Source organism: Micropruina sp. (assembly GCF_047606365.1).
Taxonomy (GTDB): domain Bacteria; phylum Actinomycetota; class Actinomycetes; order Propionibacteriales; family Propionibacteriaceae; genus Micropruina.
In genome coordinates, this window is sequence record NZ_JASGEN010000008.1 from 1 (window position 1) to 18,480 (window position 18,480).

The 18,480-nt window shown below is 69.2% G+C and carries 16 protein-coding genes; 8 read left to right on the forward strand and 8 right to left on the reverse strand.

Going from position 1 to position 18,480, the window contains the following annotated elements:
* The coding region (locus QM624_RS01490) for a hypothetical protein (protein WP_415088320.1) at positions 1-255 on the reverse strand (255 nt) is incomplete at its 3' end.
* A 176-nt stretch (positions 256-431) separates the two neighbouring features.
* On the opposite strand from QM624_RS01490, the gene QM624_RS01495 reads away from it, so the two are divergent.
* Positions 432-1,790: an FUSC family protein gene (locus QM624_RS01495; protein ID WP_415088321.1), complete on the forward strand. Its 1,359-nt coding sequence runs from the start codon at positions 432-434 to the stop codon at positions 1,788-1,790.
* Between the two features lie 129 nt (positions 1,791-1,919).
* On the opposite strand, the gene QM624_RS01500 is transcribed toward QM624_RS01495, so the two are convergent.
* Positions 1,920-3,107: a winged helix DNA-binding domain-containing protein gene (locus QM624_RS01500; protein ID WP_415088323.1), complete on the reverse strand. Its 1,188-nt coding sequence runs from the start codon at positions 3,105-3,107 to the stop codon at positions 1,920-1,922.
* A 269-nt stretch (positions 3,108-3,376) separates the two neighbouring features.
* Here QM624_RS01500 and leuA point away from each other — a divergent pair, with 269 nt between their 5' ends.
* From leuA to QM624_RS01520, 4 genes are all read left to right on the forward strand, one after another.
* The gene (gene leuA / locus QM624_RS01505; RefSeq protein ID WP_415088324.1) at positions 3,377-5,137 is read left to right on the forward strand and encodes a 2-isopropylmalate synthase; all 1,761 of its coding nucleotides are present in this window, start codon (positions 3,377-3,379) and stop codon (positions 5,135-5,137) included.
* 231 nt (positions 5,138-5,368) lie between these two features.
* Entirely contained in the window at positions 5,369-6,040 is a 672-nt protein-coding gene (locus QM624_RS01510; RefSeq protein WP_415088325.1) for a TetR/AcrR family transcriptional regulator, read from the forward strand.
* Between the two features lie 10 nt (positions 6,041-6,050).
* A complete protein-coding gene (argG, locus tag QM624_RS01515) occupies positions 6,051-7,475 on the forward strand; it encodes an argininosuccinate synthase (protein ID WP_415088327.1) in 1,425 nt (474 codons plus the stop codon).
* A gap of 307 nt (positions 7,476-7,782) precedes the next feature.
* Positions 7,783-8,220, forward strand: coding sequence for an Hsp20/alpha crystallin family protein (locus tag QM624_RS01520; protein ID WP_415088328.1), 438 nt, complete (start codon positions 7,783-7,785; stop codon positions 8,218-8,220).
* A gap of 126 nt (positions 8,221-8,346) precedes the next feature.
* Here QM624_RS01520 and QM624_RS01525 read toward each other — a convergent pair whose 3' ends face one another.
* Together QM624_RS01525 and QM624_RS01530 are read right to left on the reverse strand one after the other, a co-directional pair.
* A complete protein-coding gene (locus tag QM624_RS01525; RefSeq protein WP_415088330.1) occupies positions 8,347-9,108 on the reverse strand; it encodes a hypothetical protein in 762 nt (253 codons plus the stop codon).
* A 66-nt stretch (positions 9,109-9,174) separates the two neighbouring features.
* Positions 9,175-9,957 (reverse strand): isoprenyl transferase, encoded by a 783-nt coding sequence (locus tag QM624_RS01530; RefSeq protein WP_415088331.1) that lies wholly within the window; start codon positions 9,955-9,957, stop codon positions 9,175-9,177.
* A gap of 90 nt (positions 9,958-10,047) precedes the next feature.
* Here QM624_RS01530 and QM624_RS01535 point away from each other — a divergent pair, with 90 nt between their 5' ends.
* Positions 10,048-11,022 (forward strand): YhfZ family protein, encoded by a 975-nt coding sequence (locus QM624_RS01535; protein ID WP_415088332.1) that lies wholly within the window; start codon positions 10,048-10,050, stop codon positions 11,020-11,022.
* A 134-nt stretch (positions 11,023-11,156) separates the two neighbouring features.
* Here the strand turns inward: QM624_RS01535 and QM624_RS01540 are convergent, their stop codons facing one another.
* The 3 genes from QM624_RS01540 to QM624_RS01550 are packed head-to-tail and all read right to left on the reverse strand — an operon-like array spanning position 11,157 to position 15,939.
* The gene (locus QM624_RS01540; protein WP_415088333.1) at positions 11,157-12,980 is read right to left on the reverse strand and encodes an FAD-dependent oxidoreductase; all 1,824 of its coding nucleotides are present in this window, start codon (positions 12,978-12,980) and stop codon (positions 11,157-11,159) included.
* 6 nt (positions 12,981-12,986) lie between these two features.
* Positions 12,987-14,495, reverse strand: coding sequence for an FGGY family carbohydrate kinase (locus QM624_RS01545; RefSeq protein ID WP_415088334.1), 1,509 nt, complete (start codon positions 14,493-14,495; stop codon positions 12,987-12,989).
* Positions 14,496-14,547: 52 nt separating this feature from the next.
* The gene (locus tag QM624_RS01550) at positions 14,548-15,939 is read right to left on the reverse strand and encodes an FAD-binding oxidoreductase (RefSeq protein ID WP_415088335.1); all 1,392 of its coding nucleotides are present in this window, start codon (positions 15,937-15,939) and stop codon (positions 14,548-14,550) included.
* A 131-nt stretch (positions 15,940-16,070) separates the two neighbouring features.
* On the opposite strand from QM624_RS01550, the gene QM624_RS01555 reads away from it, so the two are divergent.
* The gene (locus QM624_RS01555) at positions 16,071-16,922 is read left to right on the forward strand and encodes a LarC family nickel insertion protein (RefSeq protein WP_415088336.1); all 852 of its coding nucleotides are present in this window, start codon (positions 16,071-16,073) and stop codon (positions 16,920-16,922) included.
* Between the two features lie 168 nt (positions 16,923-17,090).
* Here the strand turns inward: QM624_RS01555 and QM624_RS01560 are convergent, their stop codons facing one another.
* The gene (locus tag QM624_RS01560) at positions 17,091-17,663 is read right to left on the reverse strand and encodes a GNAT family N-acetyltransferase (protein ID WP_415088337.1); all 573 of its coding nucleotides are present in this window, start codon (positions 17,661-17,663) and stop codon (positions 17,091-17,093) included.
* Between the two features lie 116 nt (positions 17,664-17,779).
* Between QM624_RS01560 and QM624_RS01565 the strand changes: the two genes are divergently transcribed.
* Complete coding sequence (locus QM624_RS01565; RefSeq protein WP_415088338.1) at positions 17,780-18,442, forward strand: SIMPL domain-containing protein; 663 nt, start codon at positions 17,780-17,782, stop codon at positions 18,440-18,442.
* The last annotated feature ends 38 nt before the right edge of the window (positions 18,443-18,480 follow it).

Below are 18,480 nucleotides of genomic sequence, written 5' to 3' on the forward strand. Positions count from 1 at the left end.
ATACCCGCCGACGCCGGCACCGGCGCCGACAACCGCGGCGAGAGCGGTCGACGCGAAGAACATCGCGGCCCGCGAGCGCCGCGGCGTACGGGCGGGAGCGACCGGCGCGGCGGCCGGGGGAGCACCGAAGACGTTGCCCGGGACGTGTCCGCCGGGCATGGGGCCGGCGGGCGTCGGTCCGCTGGTCGTGGTGGGTGTCGGCGTCCACGCCCGATCCTCGGGGCGGGGCGTCTGCGGGGTCTGCCAACTGCTCATGTCACTGAGGTTGGCTCGCGATTCTGTGCGCTTCCTGTGGGCTTGCCATGGACTGTGTGTGGCTCGCGATCTCCTGAACGGGCGCCGCTTCCCGGTCGCGACGACAACCGTCCGTGTCCCTCCCAGCGCTCGACGGACCTGCTCATCGGAGGCACTCGGGCAGTAGGCTGAGGCGAGTGACAGACCCCCACCCCGACGAGACGGACGCCGAGCCTGACGACGATCAGCGGCGCCGGATCTCGGACCTGGCGGCGAATGTCACCCACCTCGCCGGGAGCGTGACGCACCTGGCGGCGGAGAACGTCACCCACCTGGCCGAGAACGTCAGCCATCTGGCCGAGGACGCCTGGAACCGGCTCGATTTCCGGCGCCGGCTGGTGCTGGCCGGGCTCGGGCTGCGGCAGGGCGTCCGCCGGATGCGCGGCTCGCTGGTGCCGATCCTGACCGCCGGCGTCGCCGCCTGGATCGCCTACGCCATCGCTCACGAACTGCTCGGCCACCCGACCCCGTTCTTCGCACCCATCGCTTCCTGGATCTGTCTGGGATTCACCTACAACCGCGTCCCGCGGAAGGTGCTCGAGATCGGTGCCGGCGTGGCGCTCGGCGTTGTCATCGGCGAGTTGATCCTGGCCGGTTTCGGTGCGGGCGGCTGGCAACTGGCCCTCGGACTGCCGATCGCGGCACTGATCGCCCGGGTGCTCGACCGCGGCGACCTGTTCACCATCCAGGCCGGGGTGAACGCCATGGTGGTGGTCGGCATGGGCACCATCGTCAGCCCGGTCACCGGCGCCGGCCCGTCACGCTTCCTGGACGCCGTTGTCGGCTCCGGTGTGGCGCTGCTGTTCACCGTGCTCTTCCCCGGCGACATCGTCTATCGGCCGCGTCGGTATGTGGCGAACCTGCTCGCCGAACTGGCGACCGCGTACAGCATGCTGGCCGAGGGCCTGCGCGAGGGGAACCGTGAGCGGCTCCGTGACGCGCATGCGCAACTGCGGGGCATCCAGGGCATCGTCGAGGACACCCACACGGTGCTGCAGTCGTCGGCGGACATCATCCGGCTCAGTCCGACGCTGCGCCGGCATCGGGCGCAGGTCGATGAGCTGAGCCGGCAACTGGAGCTCAGCACACGCGCGGCGCACACCACCGAAATGCTGTTGCGGCAGAGCCGGGGCGTCGTCGACGAGCGTGGGCCGCTGCCGATCATCGCCGGCCTGCTGGACGACACCGCCGCCGCGCTGCACGCCATGTCGGGGTCGGTGCGGCATTGGAACACCCCGAAGCGGGCACGCATCCTGGCCATCGAGTTGGCTGCGAAGTGCGCCCCGGGTGCGGCCAACATCACCGACTGGCGGCGCAACGTGCTGCTGTCGGTGATGCGTTCGGTCGCCATCGACCTGCTGCAGCTCACCGGGCTGTCCCGCGTCCAGGCACGGGTGTACCTGCCCGACGCGGCCGGCGACATCGGCGGCCCGGAAGCCGTGGTGACCGGCGACGAGGGCTCGGCCGTGTGGGGTGCCGCGGACTTCAAGGAGTGAGCCGACGCTGGTCGGGGATGCGCTGATCAAGTCCTTCTCCATCGTCATCCCGGACTTGATCCGGGATCTCTCCCGCCGGAGAGCCCGGGATGACGTGATGATCAGCGCTTCCTTGACGGGCGTTCAACCTCAGGGCAACGGCTCGCCCTTCATCATCCGAGACTTGTAGACGTTGCTGATCACCACGCCGTCCAGGAAGGTGGTGAGCCGCTGAGCCTCGGCGTCGAGCAGTTCGGTGTGCGCGGGGGAGAGTGGCGTGCAGGGAATCACCCGGACGCGACCCGCGTCGTCCTGCACCCAGCAGCCGACGATCCGGCCGTCGATCCACGCGGTGGTGCCGCCGTTGCCGTTGCTGTCGAACAGGTGCGGGACGAGTTCCGGCGCCACATAGAACGCCCGCTCGCGCCAGCCCATCGTGGTCGGGTCGAGGGTGGGCAGGAGGGTCGCCCAGGGCTCGGACGGCTCGTCGTCGAGCGTGTCGTCGCCGGGCAGCACGAATCCGGTGGCACCCGAGTCGAGCACCACCGGCACCGCGTCGACCTCAGCCAGCGCCGCCCGCACCGACGCTTTGGTGGCGCCGAGCCACCACACCAGGTCGGCCTCGGTGCCCGGACCGAACGCCGCCAGCCAGGACCGCACCAACCTGGCGTAGCCCTCCGCAACCGGCAGTGGCTCGGGCACGTCGCCCAGCCAGGTCTCGGTCAGCGTCCACAACGGCCGCGACGTCCGCCAATGGCCCTCGCTGTGCGCGCGGACGATGAGGTGCTCCGCGCCCAGCAGGATCAGCAGCCGGGGCGCGAACGGCAGGTCGGCGGCGGACCAGCGCGAGCCCGGCACGCCCTTCATCCGGCCGTGCAACTCCGGCAGTTCTTCGCGGAGCTGCCGGGCCGACAGCTCCGAGCCGTCGGCCAGCCGCTCCAGCACCGCGGACCGGGCCCGGTCGATCCATCGGGCGCCGTCGTCGGCCACCCCGTCCCGCTCCAGATCGCGGGTCAGCTGATTGCGTTGCTGGACGGCGACCCGCTCCGAGGCGCTGCCCCAGACCGCGGGCAGTGCCTCGACCGGGAACGCGAACAACGTCCGCCGCATCGCCAGCTGCTTGACCAGGGTCCGGTGGTCGTAGAGCGCCTGCTCGACAGCCGACACCGTGGGATCTCGCAGCCTCGCCGCTGCGGCCAGGTGCACGGTCGAGGCGTCCGTGGCATGGAAGGCGACCAGCGCCCGTCCGACAGCGACCGGGTCGTCCAGCCGGCGGTCGGGGTGCAGGGCGTGCCGGCGGGCCAACCGTGCCCGTCGAGCAGAGTCCGGAAACCGCATGACGGCATCCTGCCCGACGCCCCTGACACCATCGAGGGTTGAGCTTGTCGAAACCCGATCCAGGTCTCGACAGGCTCCACCAACGGTGTCGGAGAGCTCGACCGGTGATCCCGCTCGACCGATCGGGCGTTTTGTGAGTATGGTGTGCAACGTGTCACGGTTCAGCCTCATCCTTGGCTGCCGCAACGAGGCCTCGATCTGATTTCAGGCTTCCTCGTTGCGGAGAGTTCGCACGTGCCTGAATCCCATCGAACCGCCGAGGATCCTCAATGACCACCACCGTCAATCAATTCGGGACGCGCGTCCAGCCCACGCCGGTGCAGCAGCCGTCGCCGATGCCGTTTCAGCGCTACACCCCGTTCGTGCCGGTCGATCTGCCGGATCGCACCTGGCCGGCGAAGAAGATCACCCATGCGCCGCGCTGGCTCTCCACCGACCTGCGCGACGGCAACCAGGCGCTGATCGACCCGATGACCCCTTCCCGCAAGAAGAAGATGTTCGACCTGCTGGTGAAGATGGGTTACAAGGAGATCGAGGTGGGTTTCCCCTCGGCCTCGCAGACCGATTTCGACTTCGTCCGGGATCTGATCGTCGGCGGTCATATTCCCGACGACGTCACCATCAGCGTCCTCACCCAAGCCCGTGAGGATCTGATCGAACGCACCGCCCAGTCCCTGATCGGGGCGCAGCGGGCGACCATCCACCTGTACAACGCGACCGCGGAGCTGTTCCGGAGGGTGGTATTCGGCATCGACGAGGCACAGTGCATCGCACTGGCGACCCGGGGTACCGAGCTGGTGATGAAATACGCTGAGCAGAATCTGGGCGATGTCGAATTCGGGTATCAGTACTCACCGGAGATCTTCACCCAGACTCCGACCGATTATGCGGTGGAGGTGTGTAACGCGGTCATGGACGTCTGGCAGCCGTCCGAAGGCCGCGAGATCATCCTGAACCTGCCGGCCACGGTGGAACGCTCCACGCCGAACACCTATGCCGACCAGATCGAGTATTTCGGACGGCACGTCCGCAATCGCGAGCATGTGGCGATCTCGCTGCACCCGCACAACGACCGCGGCACCGCGGTCGCGGCCACCGAATTGGCAATCATGGCCGGCGCCGATCGCGTCGAGGGTTGCCTGTTCGGTCATGGCGAACGAACGGGAAATGTGTGCCTGGTGACCCTGGGCATGAACCTGTTCAGCCAGGGCATCGACCCGCAGATCGACTTCTCCGACATCGACGAGATCCGTCGCACGGTGGAGTACTGCACCAACCTGCCGGTCCATCCGCGCCACCCATACGCGGGGGACCTGGTCTACACCGCCTTCTCGGGGTCCCACCAGGACGCCATCAAGAAGGGGTTGGAGGCGTTGGCCAAACAGGCCGCCGCCGAGGGCATCGGGGTTCACGAGATCCCGTGGGAGGCGCCGTACCTGCCGGTCGATCCGCACGATGTGGGACGCAGCTACGAGGCCGTGATCAGGGTGAACAGCCAGTCCGGCAAGGGCGGAATGGCCTACATCATGAAGTCCGAGCACCACATGGAGCTGCCGCGGCGGCTGCAGATGGAGTTCAGCCGGGTCGTCCAGCAGCACATGGACGCCGAGGGTGGCGAGGTGACCCCGGATCAGCTGTGGAATTACTTCACCGCCGAATACCTGGGGGACACCGAGCCGCTCGAGCTGATCAGCGTTCCCGACATCAGCAACGGTGGCCGCTACACGGTGACCGCCAACGTGCGGGTGAAGGGCGTTGAGAAGACGCTGATCGGCGAGGGCAACGGTGCGTTGGACGCCTTCGCCGACGCGGTCAGCATTCTGGGCTACGAGGTACGGGTGCTGGACTACACTTCGCACGCGCTGTCGTCGGGTACCGACGCCATCGCGGTGGCCTACGTCGAGACCGAGATCGGGCACGGCGACGACACTCGGGTGATCTGGGGAGTCGGCATGCACGAGTCGATCACCACGGCTGCGCAGAAGGCCGTGATCGGCGCCATCAACAGGGCCGCGCGCACCCGCGACTAGCAACAAACGGGGACGGTTCTTCCGGTCACTCATGGGTGTCCGGAGAACCGTCCCCTTTGGCATGCCCGGTTCCGGGAGAACGGCAGGGAACCGGTGTCCATACCAGACGTCCGGACGCGCCCGAAACGCCGTCAAGTTGAAGCGGACCCGGACTTTTTGATAGGTCTATTCCGGTTGGCACCCCCGGTCACCCCCCGGTCGGGCATGCCGACGTGAACATAAGGGGACGAAGTGGCGCGTCGTCCACGCGGGCAACTGCGACAGGACATCCTGGAAACCGTTATCGAGTTGTTGATCGGCACCGGTGACGTCGACTCTGTGTCGATTGATTCGGTCGTCGAGCGAGTGGGTTGCACCCCACCGGCTCTCTACTACTACTTTCCGACGAAGACAGACCTGCTGCGGCAGGCCTGCGAGGCGGAATTCCATAAGCTGGCCGATCACATCGAGGCCGACGTGGCCGAGTTGTCCGGCGGCTCGGTGGTGCAACTAGTCCGACGCGGCTACGCATTGCTGCATTGGGCGGGCGCGCATCCGGCGCTGTACCGAATCCTTTTCATGGGGACGCGGCGTACCGCTCTCGTCACCGAGGCAAGTCTGAGCGATGATCCGAGCCTGCGGGCGCTCTCCGCGAATATCGAATCCGCGGTGGCCGATGGGCTGATCAAGCCACAGAACGTTCAGTTGCTGACCCTGTCCCTGTGGGGCACGGTGCACGGTTTCGCCTCGCTCGCGGTGTCTTTCCCGATGATTCCGATGTCGGAGTTGGAAGGGTCAATGCGGCTGGCGATGGAGTCGATCGGTGACCGGATGCTCACCGAGTGCGGACGTGAGTCCTGGCGGCTGGCTGAGCGGCTTCAGGCCGGTGAGACTGCGTCATCGGCCCAAGCCGGACGCCCCTAGGATCGGGTGCATGCCCAAGGTCTTGACGGAACTTCCCCTCGGCGAGCGCGTCGGCCTCGCCTTCTCCGGTGGTCTGGACACCTCGGTGGCCGTCGCGTGGATGCGCGAGAAGGGGTCGATCCCCTGCACCTACACGGCGAATCTGGGGCAGTACGACGAACCTGACATCGATTCGGTCCCGGGCCGTGCCGCCGTGTACGGCGCCGAGGTCTACCGGATGGTCGACTGCACCGCGGCGATGGTCGAAGAGGGCCTGGTCGCGCTGGTCTGTGGCGCGTTCCACATTCGCAGCGCGGGTCGCACCTACTTCAACACCACCCCGATCGGACGCGCCGTCACCGGCACCATGCTGGTCCGCGCCATGCGCGAGGACGACGTCTGGATCTGGGGCGACGGCTCCACCTACAAGGGCAACGACATCGAGCGGTTCTACCGCTACGGGCTGCTGGCCAACCCGCGACTGCGGATCTACAAGCCGTGGCTCGACCACGCCTTCGTCAGCGAACTCGGCGGGCGGACCGAGATGAGCCAGTGGCTGCACGAGCGGGGCCTGCCCTACCGGGACTCGAAAGAGAAGGCGTACTCCACCGACGCCAACATCTGGGGCGCCACCCACGAGGCGAAGGATCTGGAGTCGCTGGACGCCAGCATCGAGATCGTCGAGCCGATCATGGGCGTGCGGTTCTGGGACCCTGCCGTGGAGATCGCCACCGAGGACGTCACCATCGCCTTCGAGCAGGGTCGTCCGGTCTCGATCAACGGCGTCACCTTCCCCGACGCCGTGGCGCTGGTCCGTGAGGCCAACGCGATCGGCGGACGGCACGGGCTCGGCATGTCCGACCAGATCGAGAACCGGATCATCGAGGCCAAGAGCCGCGGCATCTACGAGGCACCCGGCATGGCGCTGCTGCACATCGCCTACGAGCGGCTGCTGAATGCCATCCACAACGAGGACACCCTGGCCAACTACCACGCTGAGGGCCGCAAGCTCGGCCGGCTGATGTACGAGGGCCGCTGGCTCGACCCGCAGTCGCTGATGCTGCGCGAATCGCTGCAGCGCTGGGTCGGCTCGGCGGTCACCGGTTCGGTGACCGTGCGGCTGCGCCGCGGCGACGACTACTCGCTGCTGGACACGTCCGGCCCGTCGCTGTCGTACCACCCGGAGAAGCTGTCCATGGAGCGCGTCGGCGACGCCGCCTTCGGCCCGACCGACCGGATCGGCCAGCTCACCATGCGCAACCTCGACATCGCCGACTCGCGCACCCGGCTCGAGCAGTACGCCCACCTCGGCCTGGTCGGCGGCGCTGTGTCCTCCCTGGTCGGCGAGCTCGAGGAGGGTGCCGCCCGCGGCATCACCGAGATCGAGGCGACCGTCCTGGACGCCGAGGTCGAGCAGGCCACCGACAGCGCCGGCATGGAGTTCGGCGCCGACTGACGCCGTCCGCCCGGTGGCTCCGGCGGCCGCGCACGCACGCACGCCCGTCCCTCCCGCCGTTGGCGCTCGTCCCTAAAGCCCTCCCTAACTAGTTCTGCCCTCCCACATGCGGGAGGGCAGAACTAGTTAGGGAGGGCCTTTTCATGCGGACCGGAGGAGTGAGGGGGCTTGTGGGAGGTGGTTTGATGCTGACGTGGCAGAGTTGAGTCGATCACGCTCAACCTTGGAATATACTGGCGGGCGAGCCGGTTGGACCGGCTAAAAGAACCGCACAAGTGCCAGCTCAGAGCAAAGGAGTGATGTGACCATGGCACGCACCTTCGATCCCTTCCGTGACCTCGATCGTTGGTTCTCCGACGTCGCCCGGACGCCGGCCAGCGCCGCGATGGCGATGGACCTGTACAAGGAAGGGGACAACTTCGTGGCCCGGCTCGACCTTCCGGGGGTCGACCCGTCCACCATCGATGTGGACGTCGACGAGCGCACCCTCACCATTCGGGCCGAGCGCAGCAACGACGCCGTCGAGGGGGAGCAGCGCTGGCTGGTCCGGGAGCGTCCGGTCGGCACCTTCGCCCGGCAACTCACGCTGGGCTACGGGGTCGCGCTCGACCGCATCGCCGCCGACTACCGCGACGGCGTCCTGACCCTAACCATCCCGGTCGCCGAGGAAGCCAAGCCGCGCAAGATCGCGGTGGCCCATTCCGGCGGCGCCACCCAGATCGAGGGCTCCGTCGAAGACGGCTGACCTTCAACGGCCTGATCGAGCCACGCGAGTCTCGAATAAGAGCGCGACAGGCGGCGATGTCACAGCTGGCCCGGCCGGATGATCTCCGGCCGGGCCAGCTGGTGTCCGAGGACCAGGTCGCGGAGTTCAGCCGGCGGGCAGCGGCTGCTGGACGAGCTGCGACGGCCGGAGGTTCGTCCAAAGCCGGGCGATCAGCCCGACGATCATGCTGAGCAGCGCGAACAGGCCGATGCTGAACGCGGTCAGGTAACCGGTCCCGGGCGGCGAGTCCCAGTTCGCGTTGCTGAACGTGCCCATGATCATGGAGTCGGTCAGGATGTGGCCCAGGCTCGGCGCCGTCACAGCGAGGGCCAGCAGGATGACCCGGACGCCACTGCCGGCACCGAGGGGTGTCGCGCCATCGGCGAACAGCGCCAGCGCACCGACAACACCGGCGATGTCCATCAGCAGGATCGCGACCGCGGCGGCCACCGGTACCTCGGCGGGCGGCCACAGGAAAGCGGCGGCGGCGACCGCCGCGAGCCACAGGTTGAGCAGACCGGGCAGCGCAGCCAGCGCCAGCCGGACGCGCCCCCGCACCTGACAGCGGTGGACCAGGAGCAACCAGGCGAGCCCGAGCAGCAGCAGAGCAACCGCGTTCAGCCCGTTCACTGTCTGCTGCAGGGGCGACGCCAACCAGCCCGAAATCGGGAAGCCATCACCGTGGTCCATCGCCGCTTGGCAGGCCGCGGTGAAGTTCCAATCGTGCGGGGTGGGATCGAATGGGGTCCCTTCGAGCATGGTCCCGGCACAGGGCACCCAGCCCAGCTGGGTGACCCAGACGGCGACCCCCGATGCCGCTAGCAGCAGCAGTTCAGAGATGGGGAAAGTTCGTCGGCCCTCGCGCATGCGCGTGAGCGTAGTGGGTGGCGACGCCTGCCGACTATCGCTTCCTGCGCCCCGCCGACGGCAGTCTCAGGAGACCACGTTCGGCACTGCGCCGCCGTAGCGCCGGTCGCGGGAGGCGTACAGCTCGATCGCCCGCCACAGGTCGCGACGGTCGAAATCGGGCCACAGCCGGTCGAGGAAGACCATCTCGGCGTAGGCCGACTGCCAGACCAGGAAGTTGGACGTCCGCTGCTCGCCCGAGGACCTGACGAAGAGGTCGACGTCGGGGATGTCAGGCTCGTCGAGGAACTTCCGGAACGACTTCTCAGTCAGATGATCGGGGTCGAGGCGTCCGGCCTGGGCGGCCTTCGCGATCGCGCGGGCGGCGTCCACGATCTCGGCGCGTCCGCCGTAGTTGACGCAGAACTGCAGGGTGAGCACCGTGTTGTCGCGGCTCTGTTCCTCGGCTTCTTCAAGTTCGCGGATCACCGAGCGCCACAGCTTCGGACGCCGTCCGGCCCAGCGGATCCGGACGCCCATCGCGTCCAACTGGTCGCGGCGGCGATGGATCACGTCGCGGTTGAAGCCCATCAGCCAGCGCACCTCGTCGGGGGAGCGGCGCCAGTTCTCGGTCGAGAACGCGTAGGCGGACAGATACTTCAGGCCGATCTCGACGGCGCCCTCGATCACGTCGAAGAGAGCATCCTCGCCGCGGGCGTGGCCCTCGGTGCGAGGCAGATTGCGGGCCTTGGCCCAGCGGCCGTTGCCGTCCATCACGATCGCGACATGCTCGGGGATCGCCTTCCGCGGCAACTGCGGCGGACGGGCGCCGCTGGGGTGAGGTATCGGCGGACGGACGGGCTTGGGCACGTCCGCAGACTACCGGTCGGTCGCCCGGTGGTGGGCGGACGGCTGGGGTAATGTCACTGGCCTCACAGCGAGAGGCGGGATGTGGAGCCGGTGTGGCAGTCGGGCGGCGTCGCGGTCGCGGGCAGTGTCCACGCCGCGATGGGAGCGGTCGTTCGCGACGCACTGAGCAAGCAGGTCGGCGACACTCTGGCCACCAACACCGAGCTGCGCGAGTCGCTCGGTGTCGGCATGGGCACCGTGCAGCGGGCCCTGGAGTTGCTGGCCGAACGGGACGCGCTGCGCACCGTGTCGCGGGGCCATCTGGGACGCCGGATCGAGTCGATCGACATCGGGCAGTGCTGGCAGGCGGCCGGGTTGCCGCCGGTGCGGATCCTGTTGTCCCGGCCGGGTTCTATCGAGATCGACTCGCTGGAGACCATCATCGGTGATGAGCTCGGCCGCCTCGGCGTGCCGTCCACCCTGCGCCACCTGGCCGGCGGCAACCAACGCTTGGATCTGGTCGGACGCGGCGACTACGACCTGACCGTCGTCTCCGCGGGCACCTTCGACGGGCTGGTGGGCACCGGCCAACCGGCCCCTGTGACGCAGCGCCGGCTGGCGCCGGGCACCTACTACGACCCCGGACGGCTGGTGGTGCTGAGCGGCGCCGATGCGCCCGCCGACCCGGACCGGGTGGCCATCGACACCGAGTCGTTCGACCACGAAGCGCTGACCCTGGCCCAGTTCCCGCCTCGGCCGGGCCGGGAGTATGCGGAGATGCCGTACCCGGAGGTGCCGGCGTTCGTGCTGGCCGGCGTGGTCGACGTCGGCATCTGGCACCTCACCAGTTCGGCTGTTCCGGTGGAACTCGCCGGTCTCGGCGTCCGCCAGATGCAGGGGTCGGCTGCGATCGCCGCCCGGGACCGGCTCTCCGGCGCCACGATCGCGACCTGGACGGGACGCCCCGAGGTGCGTGCAGTGCTGGACGCGATCCGGTTCGACGGTTTGGCGGCAGCCCGGGCGTCGGCGATCGAACTGGAACGGGCCAGCGCCGAGCGCCTTCGGCGTGCACTGGGGAGCGATTAGTCATTCCCACCCACGGTTGGTTGAGCTTGTCGACGCTTGCGGGTTGAGCCTGTCGAAACCCTTGGACTCTGGGAGTGCCGACAAGGGTCTCGACAAGCTCGACCAGCGGTGGGTGGGGTCTCGACCGGCGGTGGTCAGGGACGGTGCCGGGCCACCAGGGCGCGATACGCGTCGGCTTGCGCCACCCGTTCGTCCTCGGTCCAGCCCAGCAGGGCCGCCAACTCGGCCGAGATCGTGTCCAGGTGCGAGACCCCGCCGGTGGCGTCCCAGTAGAACAGCGACGTCCGGCGGACCATCAGATCCTCGACCGTGCGGCACATCTCCTCGTCGACGCAGTACCGCACCTCGGCTCGGGTCAGCCAGCGTGGTCCGATCACTTCGGACGCCTCCGGCGCGGCCAGCCAACGCGACAACACGACGCCGGCGTTCGAGCCGTAGCGGGCGATCCAGGTGGTGACCAGTTCGGCCGGCACACCGGCCGCCGCGGCCCGGACTCGGATGCCCGGCACCCGGTCCAGTTCGGCGCCCGGGAGCGGCGTGGTCGCGGTGCGGGAGCGTGGCCAGCGGGTGCGGGTGGGGAGATCCCGGCGTTCGCCGGGATGACGGGAAGGTTCGGCGGGGTGACTGGAAGGTTCGCCGTAATGACGAGAGGGTTCCGCGGAGCGACGGGAAGGCTCGCCGGGATGACGAGCACCGGGATGATGAGAGGGCGGGTCGGAGGGTTCCGCCCGCTGACCAGGGCGTTCGCCGGGAAGAGAAGGTTCGGTGAGGCGATGGGTCGACCGGCTGAGGCGTTCGACGGCGGCGTCCACGAACTGGCGGGCCATCAGCCGGCTGCTGGTCAGCTTGCCGCCCGAGATGGTCAGCATGCCGGCCGGACCGATGCTGATCGCATGCTCGCGGGAGGTGTTGCCCGCACTGGTGCCCGGCGACGGCGCCACCAGCGGACGCAGCCCGGCCCAGCAGCCGACCACGTGGCTCAGGTCCAATCGGGCGTCCGGAATGGTGTGGTTCGCCACGTTGAGCAGGTACTGCAGGTCGGCCTCCTCCGGGCGAACGGCGTCCGGGTCGCCGGTGTAGTCGGTGTCGGTGGTGCCGACGTAGACCAGGGAGTCGTCCAGCGACGGGATCGGCCAGACCACCCGGTTGTCGTCGGGGGAGCGCAGGAACACCGCGGTGTTCAGCGGGAAGTCGCGCTTGCGCAGCACGATGTGCACGCCCTTGGTGGGTCGCAGCCGGCCCGCTGGTCCGCCGTCCTCCAGTGCTCGGGTCTGTTCGGTCCACGGCCCGGTCGCGTTGAGCACCTGTCGGCCGTGCACCTCGACCGTGCCGCCACCCAGCTGATCCTCGATCCGGACGCCGCGCGCCTCGCCGGACTCGATCAGCAGCCCGGTCACCCGGGCGTGGTTGAGCAGCACCGCACCGGCCTGCGCGGCGCCCTTGGCGGTGTCCAGGGTGAGCCGGGCGTCGTCGGTCAGCACGTCGTAGAACCGTCCGGCGCCGAGCAGTCCCTCCGGGTTCAGGTGCGGCTCGTGATTGAGCACCTGCTGCCGGTTGAGCATGGCGTGCCGGCGCTTGCGCCACTGCCCGGACGCCGCGTCGTAGAAGGTGAGGCCGAGGCGCAGCTTGAACCGGGTCTCGGGATAGCCGCGGTAGAGCAGGTACAGGAAGGGCCGGACCTCGGTCAGGTGCGGGGCCAGCCGCAGCATCCGTTCCCGTTCCTGCAGCGATTCGGCGACCATCTTGAACTGGTAGGTCTCCAGGTAGCGCAGCCCGCCGTGGATCAGCTTGGTGGACCGGCTGGAGGTGCCGGCGGCGAAGTCGTCCTTCTCGACCAGCAGCACCGACAGGCCACGTAGCGCCGCATCGCGGGCGGTGGCGACACCGGTGATGCCGCCGCCGATCACGATCAGGTCGAACTCCCGCTGGGCGAGTGCCTCAGGATCGGCACGATGCACGTCCGATCACTCCTCCCCGGCGTCGCGCAGCCAGCCGCGGGAACGTTCCACGGCGCGTTTCCAGGTGCGGTACTGCGCGGCCCGGGTGTCGGCGGACACCGCGGGCGTGAAGCTGGACTCGATCTCCTGGGTGGCAAGGGCTTCGGCGGCGCTCGCCCAGACCCCGGTGGCCAAGCCGGCCAGCAGGGCGGCGCCCAGGCTGGTGGCCTCGGTGTTGCGCGGACGCACCACTTCGGCGTCCAGTTGGTCGGCCTGGAACTGCAGCAGCAGATCGTTGCGAGACGCACCGCCGTCCACGGCGATCCGGGTGATCGGATGGCCGGAGACGGTGCTCATCGCGTCCATGAAGTCACGCACCGAGAAGACGATGCCCTCCAAGGTTGCTCGGGCCAGATGCCCGCGCTTGGTGCCGGGGCTGATCCCGAAGATGGTGCCGCGGGCGTAGGCGTCCCAATAGGGCGCCGACAGCCCGGTCAGCGCCGGGACGAAGTACACCCCGCCGTTGTCCGGCACGCTGCGGGCCAACTCTGCCGACTCGGCGGACGTGGCGATGATCTCGGCGCCGTCGCGCAGCCACTGCACCGCCGACCCGGTCGATCCGGCGTAACCCTCCAGCGCGTAGACGGTTTCGCCGTTCAGCCGCCAGGCGATCTGAGTGGTCAGGCCCGACGCGGTGTCGATCAGCGGCTCGGTCCCGATGGTCATGTCCAGGAAGGTGCCGGTGCCATGGGTGCACTTGGTCATCCCCGGCTCGATGCAACCCTGCGCGAACAAGGCCGAATGCTGGTCGGCGATGGCGGACGCGATCGGCACCTCGGCGCCGAAGACGCCCGCCGCGGTCACCCCGAGAACGCCGGAGTCATCGCACACCGTGGGGTAGGCCGAGGCGGGGATGCCGAGGGCGTCCAGCCACTCCCGGTACCAGTCGCCGGCGAGCAGGTCGTAGGAGCCGGTCACCGAGGCGTTGGACGCGCTGATCACGTGCGCGGCGCGTCCGGTCAGCCGGTAGATCAACCAGGAATCGACGGTGCCGAACCGGAGTTGATCGTTCTCGGCCGCCGCGGCGGCCTCGGGGACGTTGGCCAGCATCCACTCCAGGCTGAGCGAGGAATAGACCGGAGCGATCGCCCAGCCGGTGCGTGCATAGACCCGGTCGCCCCATTCGGCGTTGAGCGCCTCGGCCCGGTCGGCGGTGCGGGTGTCCTGCCAGACGATCGCCCGCCCGATCGGCTCGCCGGTGCGGGCATGCCAGACGATGGTCGTGGCGCGCTGGTTGGTGATGCCGATCGCGGTGATCTCGCCGGGCTGCAACTCGGCGGCGTCGAGCGCCTGCCGGATCATCGCCTGGGTGGCGTCCCAGATCTCGCCCGGTTCCTGTTCGACCCGGTCGGGGGCCGGGTGGTACTGCGGGAACTCGGTGTACGCCTGGGCCAGGATGGCGGCGTTCTCGTCGTAGATCAGTGCGCGGATCCCGGTGGTGCCGGCGTCGATGACGAGCAGTCGGGCAGTGGACATGGTCAGCTCCGGTTTCGGTGGAAGGGCTGGGGCAGGACTGGCGGCCGGGGCATCACAGCCCCAGCTTTCCCGGGTTCAGGATCCCGGCGGGGTCGAGGGCCGATTTGAGCCGCTGCAGGACGACATGGGCCGATCCCAGCGAGCGGCGGGCGTAGGCCGAGCGAGCCATTCCACCGCCGTGGTGGTGGGACAGCTCGGCGCCCTGATCGAGGCAGATCTGCATGGCGGTTTCCCAGATGGTCCGGAGCCGCCGGACCGCCTCAGCGTCGTCGGAGGCGCGGCCGAGCAGGATCACGTACAGCGAAGTGCCTTGGGGGTAGACGTGCGAGAAATGGCCGAGCACCTCGTCGGCCAGCGGGGCCAGTGCCGTGGTGAGCGCGTGGTAGAGCTCGCCGATGCCCGACCAGGTGTGCGCCACCTCGATGGTTTCGGCGTAGCCGCCGGGCTCGTCCAGCAGGTTCTCGACGGTGGAGAAGTCGAAGCGGCGGCCCATCCAGCGTTCGACGGGCTCGGCACCCAACCGGACGCCGGCGCGGCCGGTGATCAAAGCGTCCAGCACGCCGAGTTCGGCCTCCGCCACCGCCTCGGGCCCGCGGGTGCCGACGAACAGCACCGGTTGGGTCTCGCCGGGCGCGGCGTGGGCGGCCTCGGTGGCGTCGTAGAGCCGCAGCAGCAAGGGGCGCAGGCCGAGCGCCGCCTGCTCGCGCAGGATCTCGATGCCGTCCTCGACGGTGGCCAGCCGGTAGGCGGCGAACCGGGTGGTCACCGTGGTGGGGAAGACCTTGAGGGTGACCGAGGTGATCACGCCGAGGGTGCCTTCCGAGCCGAGGAAGACTCGGCGTAGATCGGGTCCCATCGCCGCCCGCGGGGAGGCCTTGACCGTGACGGTCTCGCCGGTGGCCAGCACCACGGTGTAGCCGGTGACCAGGTCTTCGATGCCGCCGTACATCGACGAGAACTGGCCGCTGGCCAGGGTGGCGACCCAGCCGCCCACCGACGACCGGTACAGCGACTGGGGCGAGTGGCCCAAGGTGTAGCCGGCCTTCGCCAGCGCGTCCTCGAGTTCGCCGCCGGGCATGCTCGCGGACGCGGTGACGGTGAGGTTGCGCTCGTCCAGGGTGAAGCTGGGTGGCACCGAGCTGACGTCGAGGACGACGCCGCCGCGAGTCGGCAGCGGCTGGCCGGTGACCGAGGACCCGCAGGCGCGCACCGTGACCGGGACGTGGAGACGGCTTGCTGCACGGAGCAGGTCGGGCAACTCCTCGAAGGTGCTGAGCCGGATCACCAACTCGGCCGGCCAGGGGTGCTCGTGCAGCTTCGCCAGCTTGGTGCTGAGCGGCCAGGTGTCGTGGCTGGCCGCGGTCAGCGCCTCGGTGGAGCTGTCGAGCTGGGCACTTCCGGCGGCGGAACGGAGTGCTTCGAGGGTCTCCGGGTCGATGGTCACGCGGTGGGTCTCCGATCAATAATCAGGATTCTGACTAATAGGATAGCGGCAATCTGTCGAATCGGACGGGGTCTGTCAAGGCCCTTCCCGCGCTTCGAAGACACACCTCGTGGATACGCGAGGATGGGTGGGTGCGCGCATGGTTGGACGTCCGGGCCGGGGTCGCCGGCGACATGCTGATGGGTGCTCTGGTCGATGCCGGCGCCGACCTGGACGGGGTCCAGGCCGCCGTGCGCGCGGTGGCCGGCGAGGGCGTCCGGTTGCGCCGCGAGGCGGTGCTGCGGGCCGGTCTGCCGGCCAGCAAGCTGCACGTCGACATCGTCGCCGACCGCAGCGGCCCACGAACCTTGGCGCGACTGTGCGCGGAGGTCGAACAGGCTTCGCTCGCCGAGCAGACGAAGGCGTTGGCCTTGCGGGTGCTCCGCCGGCTCGGCGAGGGGTACAGCCGCGGCTACGGCATCGAGCCCGACGAGGTGGCGCTGCAAGAGGTGGCCGCGCTCGATGTGCTCACCGATGTCGTCGGGGACTGCGAGGCGCTGCGGCTGCTGGGTGTCGACTCGGTGACCGCCTCACCGCTGGCGCTGGGCTCGGGGCGGATCCGCACCTCGCACGGCGACCTCGATGTGCCGGTTCCGGCGGTCGCTGAGCTGGTGCGAGGTTGGCCTGTGGTCACCCTTGGCCCGGCCGTGGGCCCCAGTGAGGCGGCTTCGGATGAGCCGCACCCGCTGCGCGACGCCGCCGATCGCTATGTGCCGCTGGCCGGGATCAGCGGCGACGAGGGAATGCTCACCGAGGAACCCGCCCAGGTGGTCGACGGCCGAGGCTTGGGTGAGCTGGCCACCCCGACCGGCACCGCGCTGCTGCGCTGTTTCGCCTCGACCTGCGAGCCCGAGCCCCCGCTCTCTCCACTGAGGATCGGTGTGGGCGCCGGTGGCCGGGACACACCCGGCCGGCCGAACGTGGTCCGGGTGCTGCTGGTCTGATCGCCCCTCGCCGGTCGAGCTTTGTCGAGACCAGGAAAGCGGCGCTGGTTAGTGGTTTCGACAAGCTCAACCAGCGGTGGGCGACCTTCGTCGGTCGAGCTTGTCGAGACCTCTGTTGACGCTCTCCGCGTCCATGGTTTCGACAAGCTCAACCAGAGGTGGGCGCGCTCAGGGCAGCGGGTACTCCAACTCCAACTGATGCCGCAGCGGAATGCCGTCCATGCCGTGCGAGGGGATTCCGGGCTTGAATCGGCGGACCTCGTCCATGGCGTCGCGGCGCAGGGCAACGAGATCCCAGCCTGCGCGCTGGTAGCTGCGCAGTGCGCGGGTGTTGTCGTTGGTGGTCACCAGCCAGACCCGGCGCCAGGACTGATGCCGAGCCAGCGCCACCAGGGCTTCGAGCAGGACGCCGCCGGCACCGCTGCCCGGATCGACGGCGTCGATGGTGACCAGTTCGGTGTGCACGCCGTCGGGTCGTTGCCGCGGAATGAAGGTCAGCGCGCCGACGCGGCGTCCGGCCTCATCGGTGGCGATCAGCGCCGGCATCGTGGCCGGTCGGATCAGTTCACCGGAGAGCACGACGGCGCCGTGCCAGCGCTCGTCGGTCAGCTCGGTGAGCCAGGGCTTGTCGTCGGCCCGCGCGGTGTGGACCGTGATCCCGTCGCGCGTGGCGAGCGGCTCAGCCACAGCCTCGAGTCCGGCGGCATAACGGGCGAGCGTGTCGAGGTCCGGGGTCGGCATGACTTCGACCGTAGCAACCGAGCCTGGCGTCGCCGTCCGCCCATGCTTGCCGGGCTGGGTGCCAAGCGACCCTGCTTGCGGGCCGTCACTACGCTCGACGCCGGAAGGGAGCGGCGATGGAGATCAGCGTCCAGGGAACCCATGAGGAGACGGTCCGACCGGAGGTGGCGCGACTGCACGCCTGGGTTCGGGCCGAGGGGGCGAGCAAGGACCAGGTCCTGCGCACGGCGACCGAGGTGGTGAACCTGATCGGTGCCGAGTTCGATCGGCTGCGCGATTCCGGAGCGGTCGTCGAGGTGGTGGTACGACCGATCAGCACCTCATCGTGGCGTCCGATCGCCAAGGGACGGCAGCAGGCGCCGATCTTCCGCGCCGGCGCCGCACTGTGGGCCGATTTCACCGACTTCATCGCGCTGGCCGACCTCGCGGCCCGATTCGGTGCCACCGAGGGCTTGGAGCTTCAGCGGGTCGAGTGGCGGCTGACCGACGCCACCCGCCGTGAACTGGAAGAGGTGTGCCTCACCCGCGCCGTCGAACAGGCACGGCAGCGGGCGCTGGTGATGGCCCACGCAGCAGGTGCCGACGAGGTCGCCTTCGTGCAACTGGCCGATCCCGGCCTGCTCGGTGATCGGGCCACCGCCGAGACCTTCGCGGCCGCGGCCCCGATGGCGATGGCGCGGGGCGCGGCGTTCGCCAGCGATGAGCTGAGTGGTATCGACATCAGGCCCGAAGACCTGACGGTTGCCGGCCAGGTGCAGGCCCGGTTCACGGCGGGCTGAGCCACGACCGGGGTTGCGCACGGACGCCGCCGTTCCGA

What these genes read in the sequence shown, in the direction of transcription:
- QM624_RS01565 (WP_415088338.1), top strand. Translation starts at nt 17,780, where the DNA reads ATGGAGATCAGCGTCCAGGGAACCCATGAGGAGACGGTCCGACCGGAG.
- leuA (WP_415088324.1), top strand. Translation starts at nt 3,377, where the DNA reads ATGACCACCACCGTCAATCAATTCGGGACGCGCGTCCAGCCCACGCCG.
- argG (WP_415088327.1), top strand. Translation starts at nt 6,051, where the DNA reads ATGCCCAAGGTCTTGACGGAACTTCCCCTCGGCGAGCGCGTCGGCCTC.
- QM624_RS01560 (WP_415088337.1), bottom strand. Translation starts at nt 17,663, where the DNA reads ATGCCGACCCCGGACCTCGACACGCTCGCCCGTTATGCCGCCGGACTC.
- QM624_RS01500 (WP_415088323.1), bottom strand. Translation starts at nt 3,107, where the DNA reads ATGCGGTTTCCGGACTCTGCTCGACGGGCACGGTTGGCCCGCCGGCAC.
- QM624_RS01525 (WP_415088330.1), bottom strand. Translation starts at nt 9,108, where the DNA reads ATGCGCGAGGGCCGACGAACTTTCCCCATCTCTGAACTGCTGCTGCTA.
- QM624_RS01545 (WP_415088334.1), bottom strand. Translation starts at nt 14,495, where the DNA reads ATGTCCACTGCCCGACTGCTCGTCATCGACGCCGGCACCACCGGGATC.
- QM624_RS01520 (WP_415088328.1), top strand. Translation starts at nt 7,783, where the DNA reads ATGGCACGCACCTTCGATCCCTTCCGTGACCTCGATCGTTGGTTCTCC.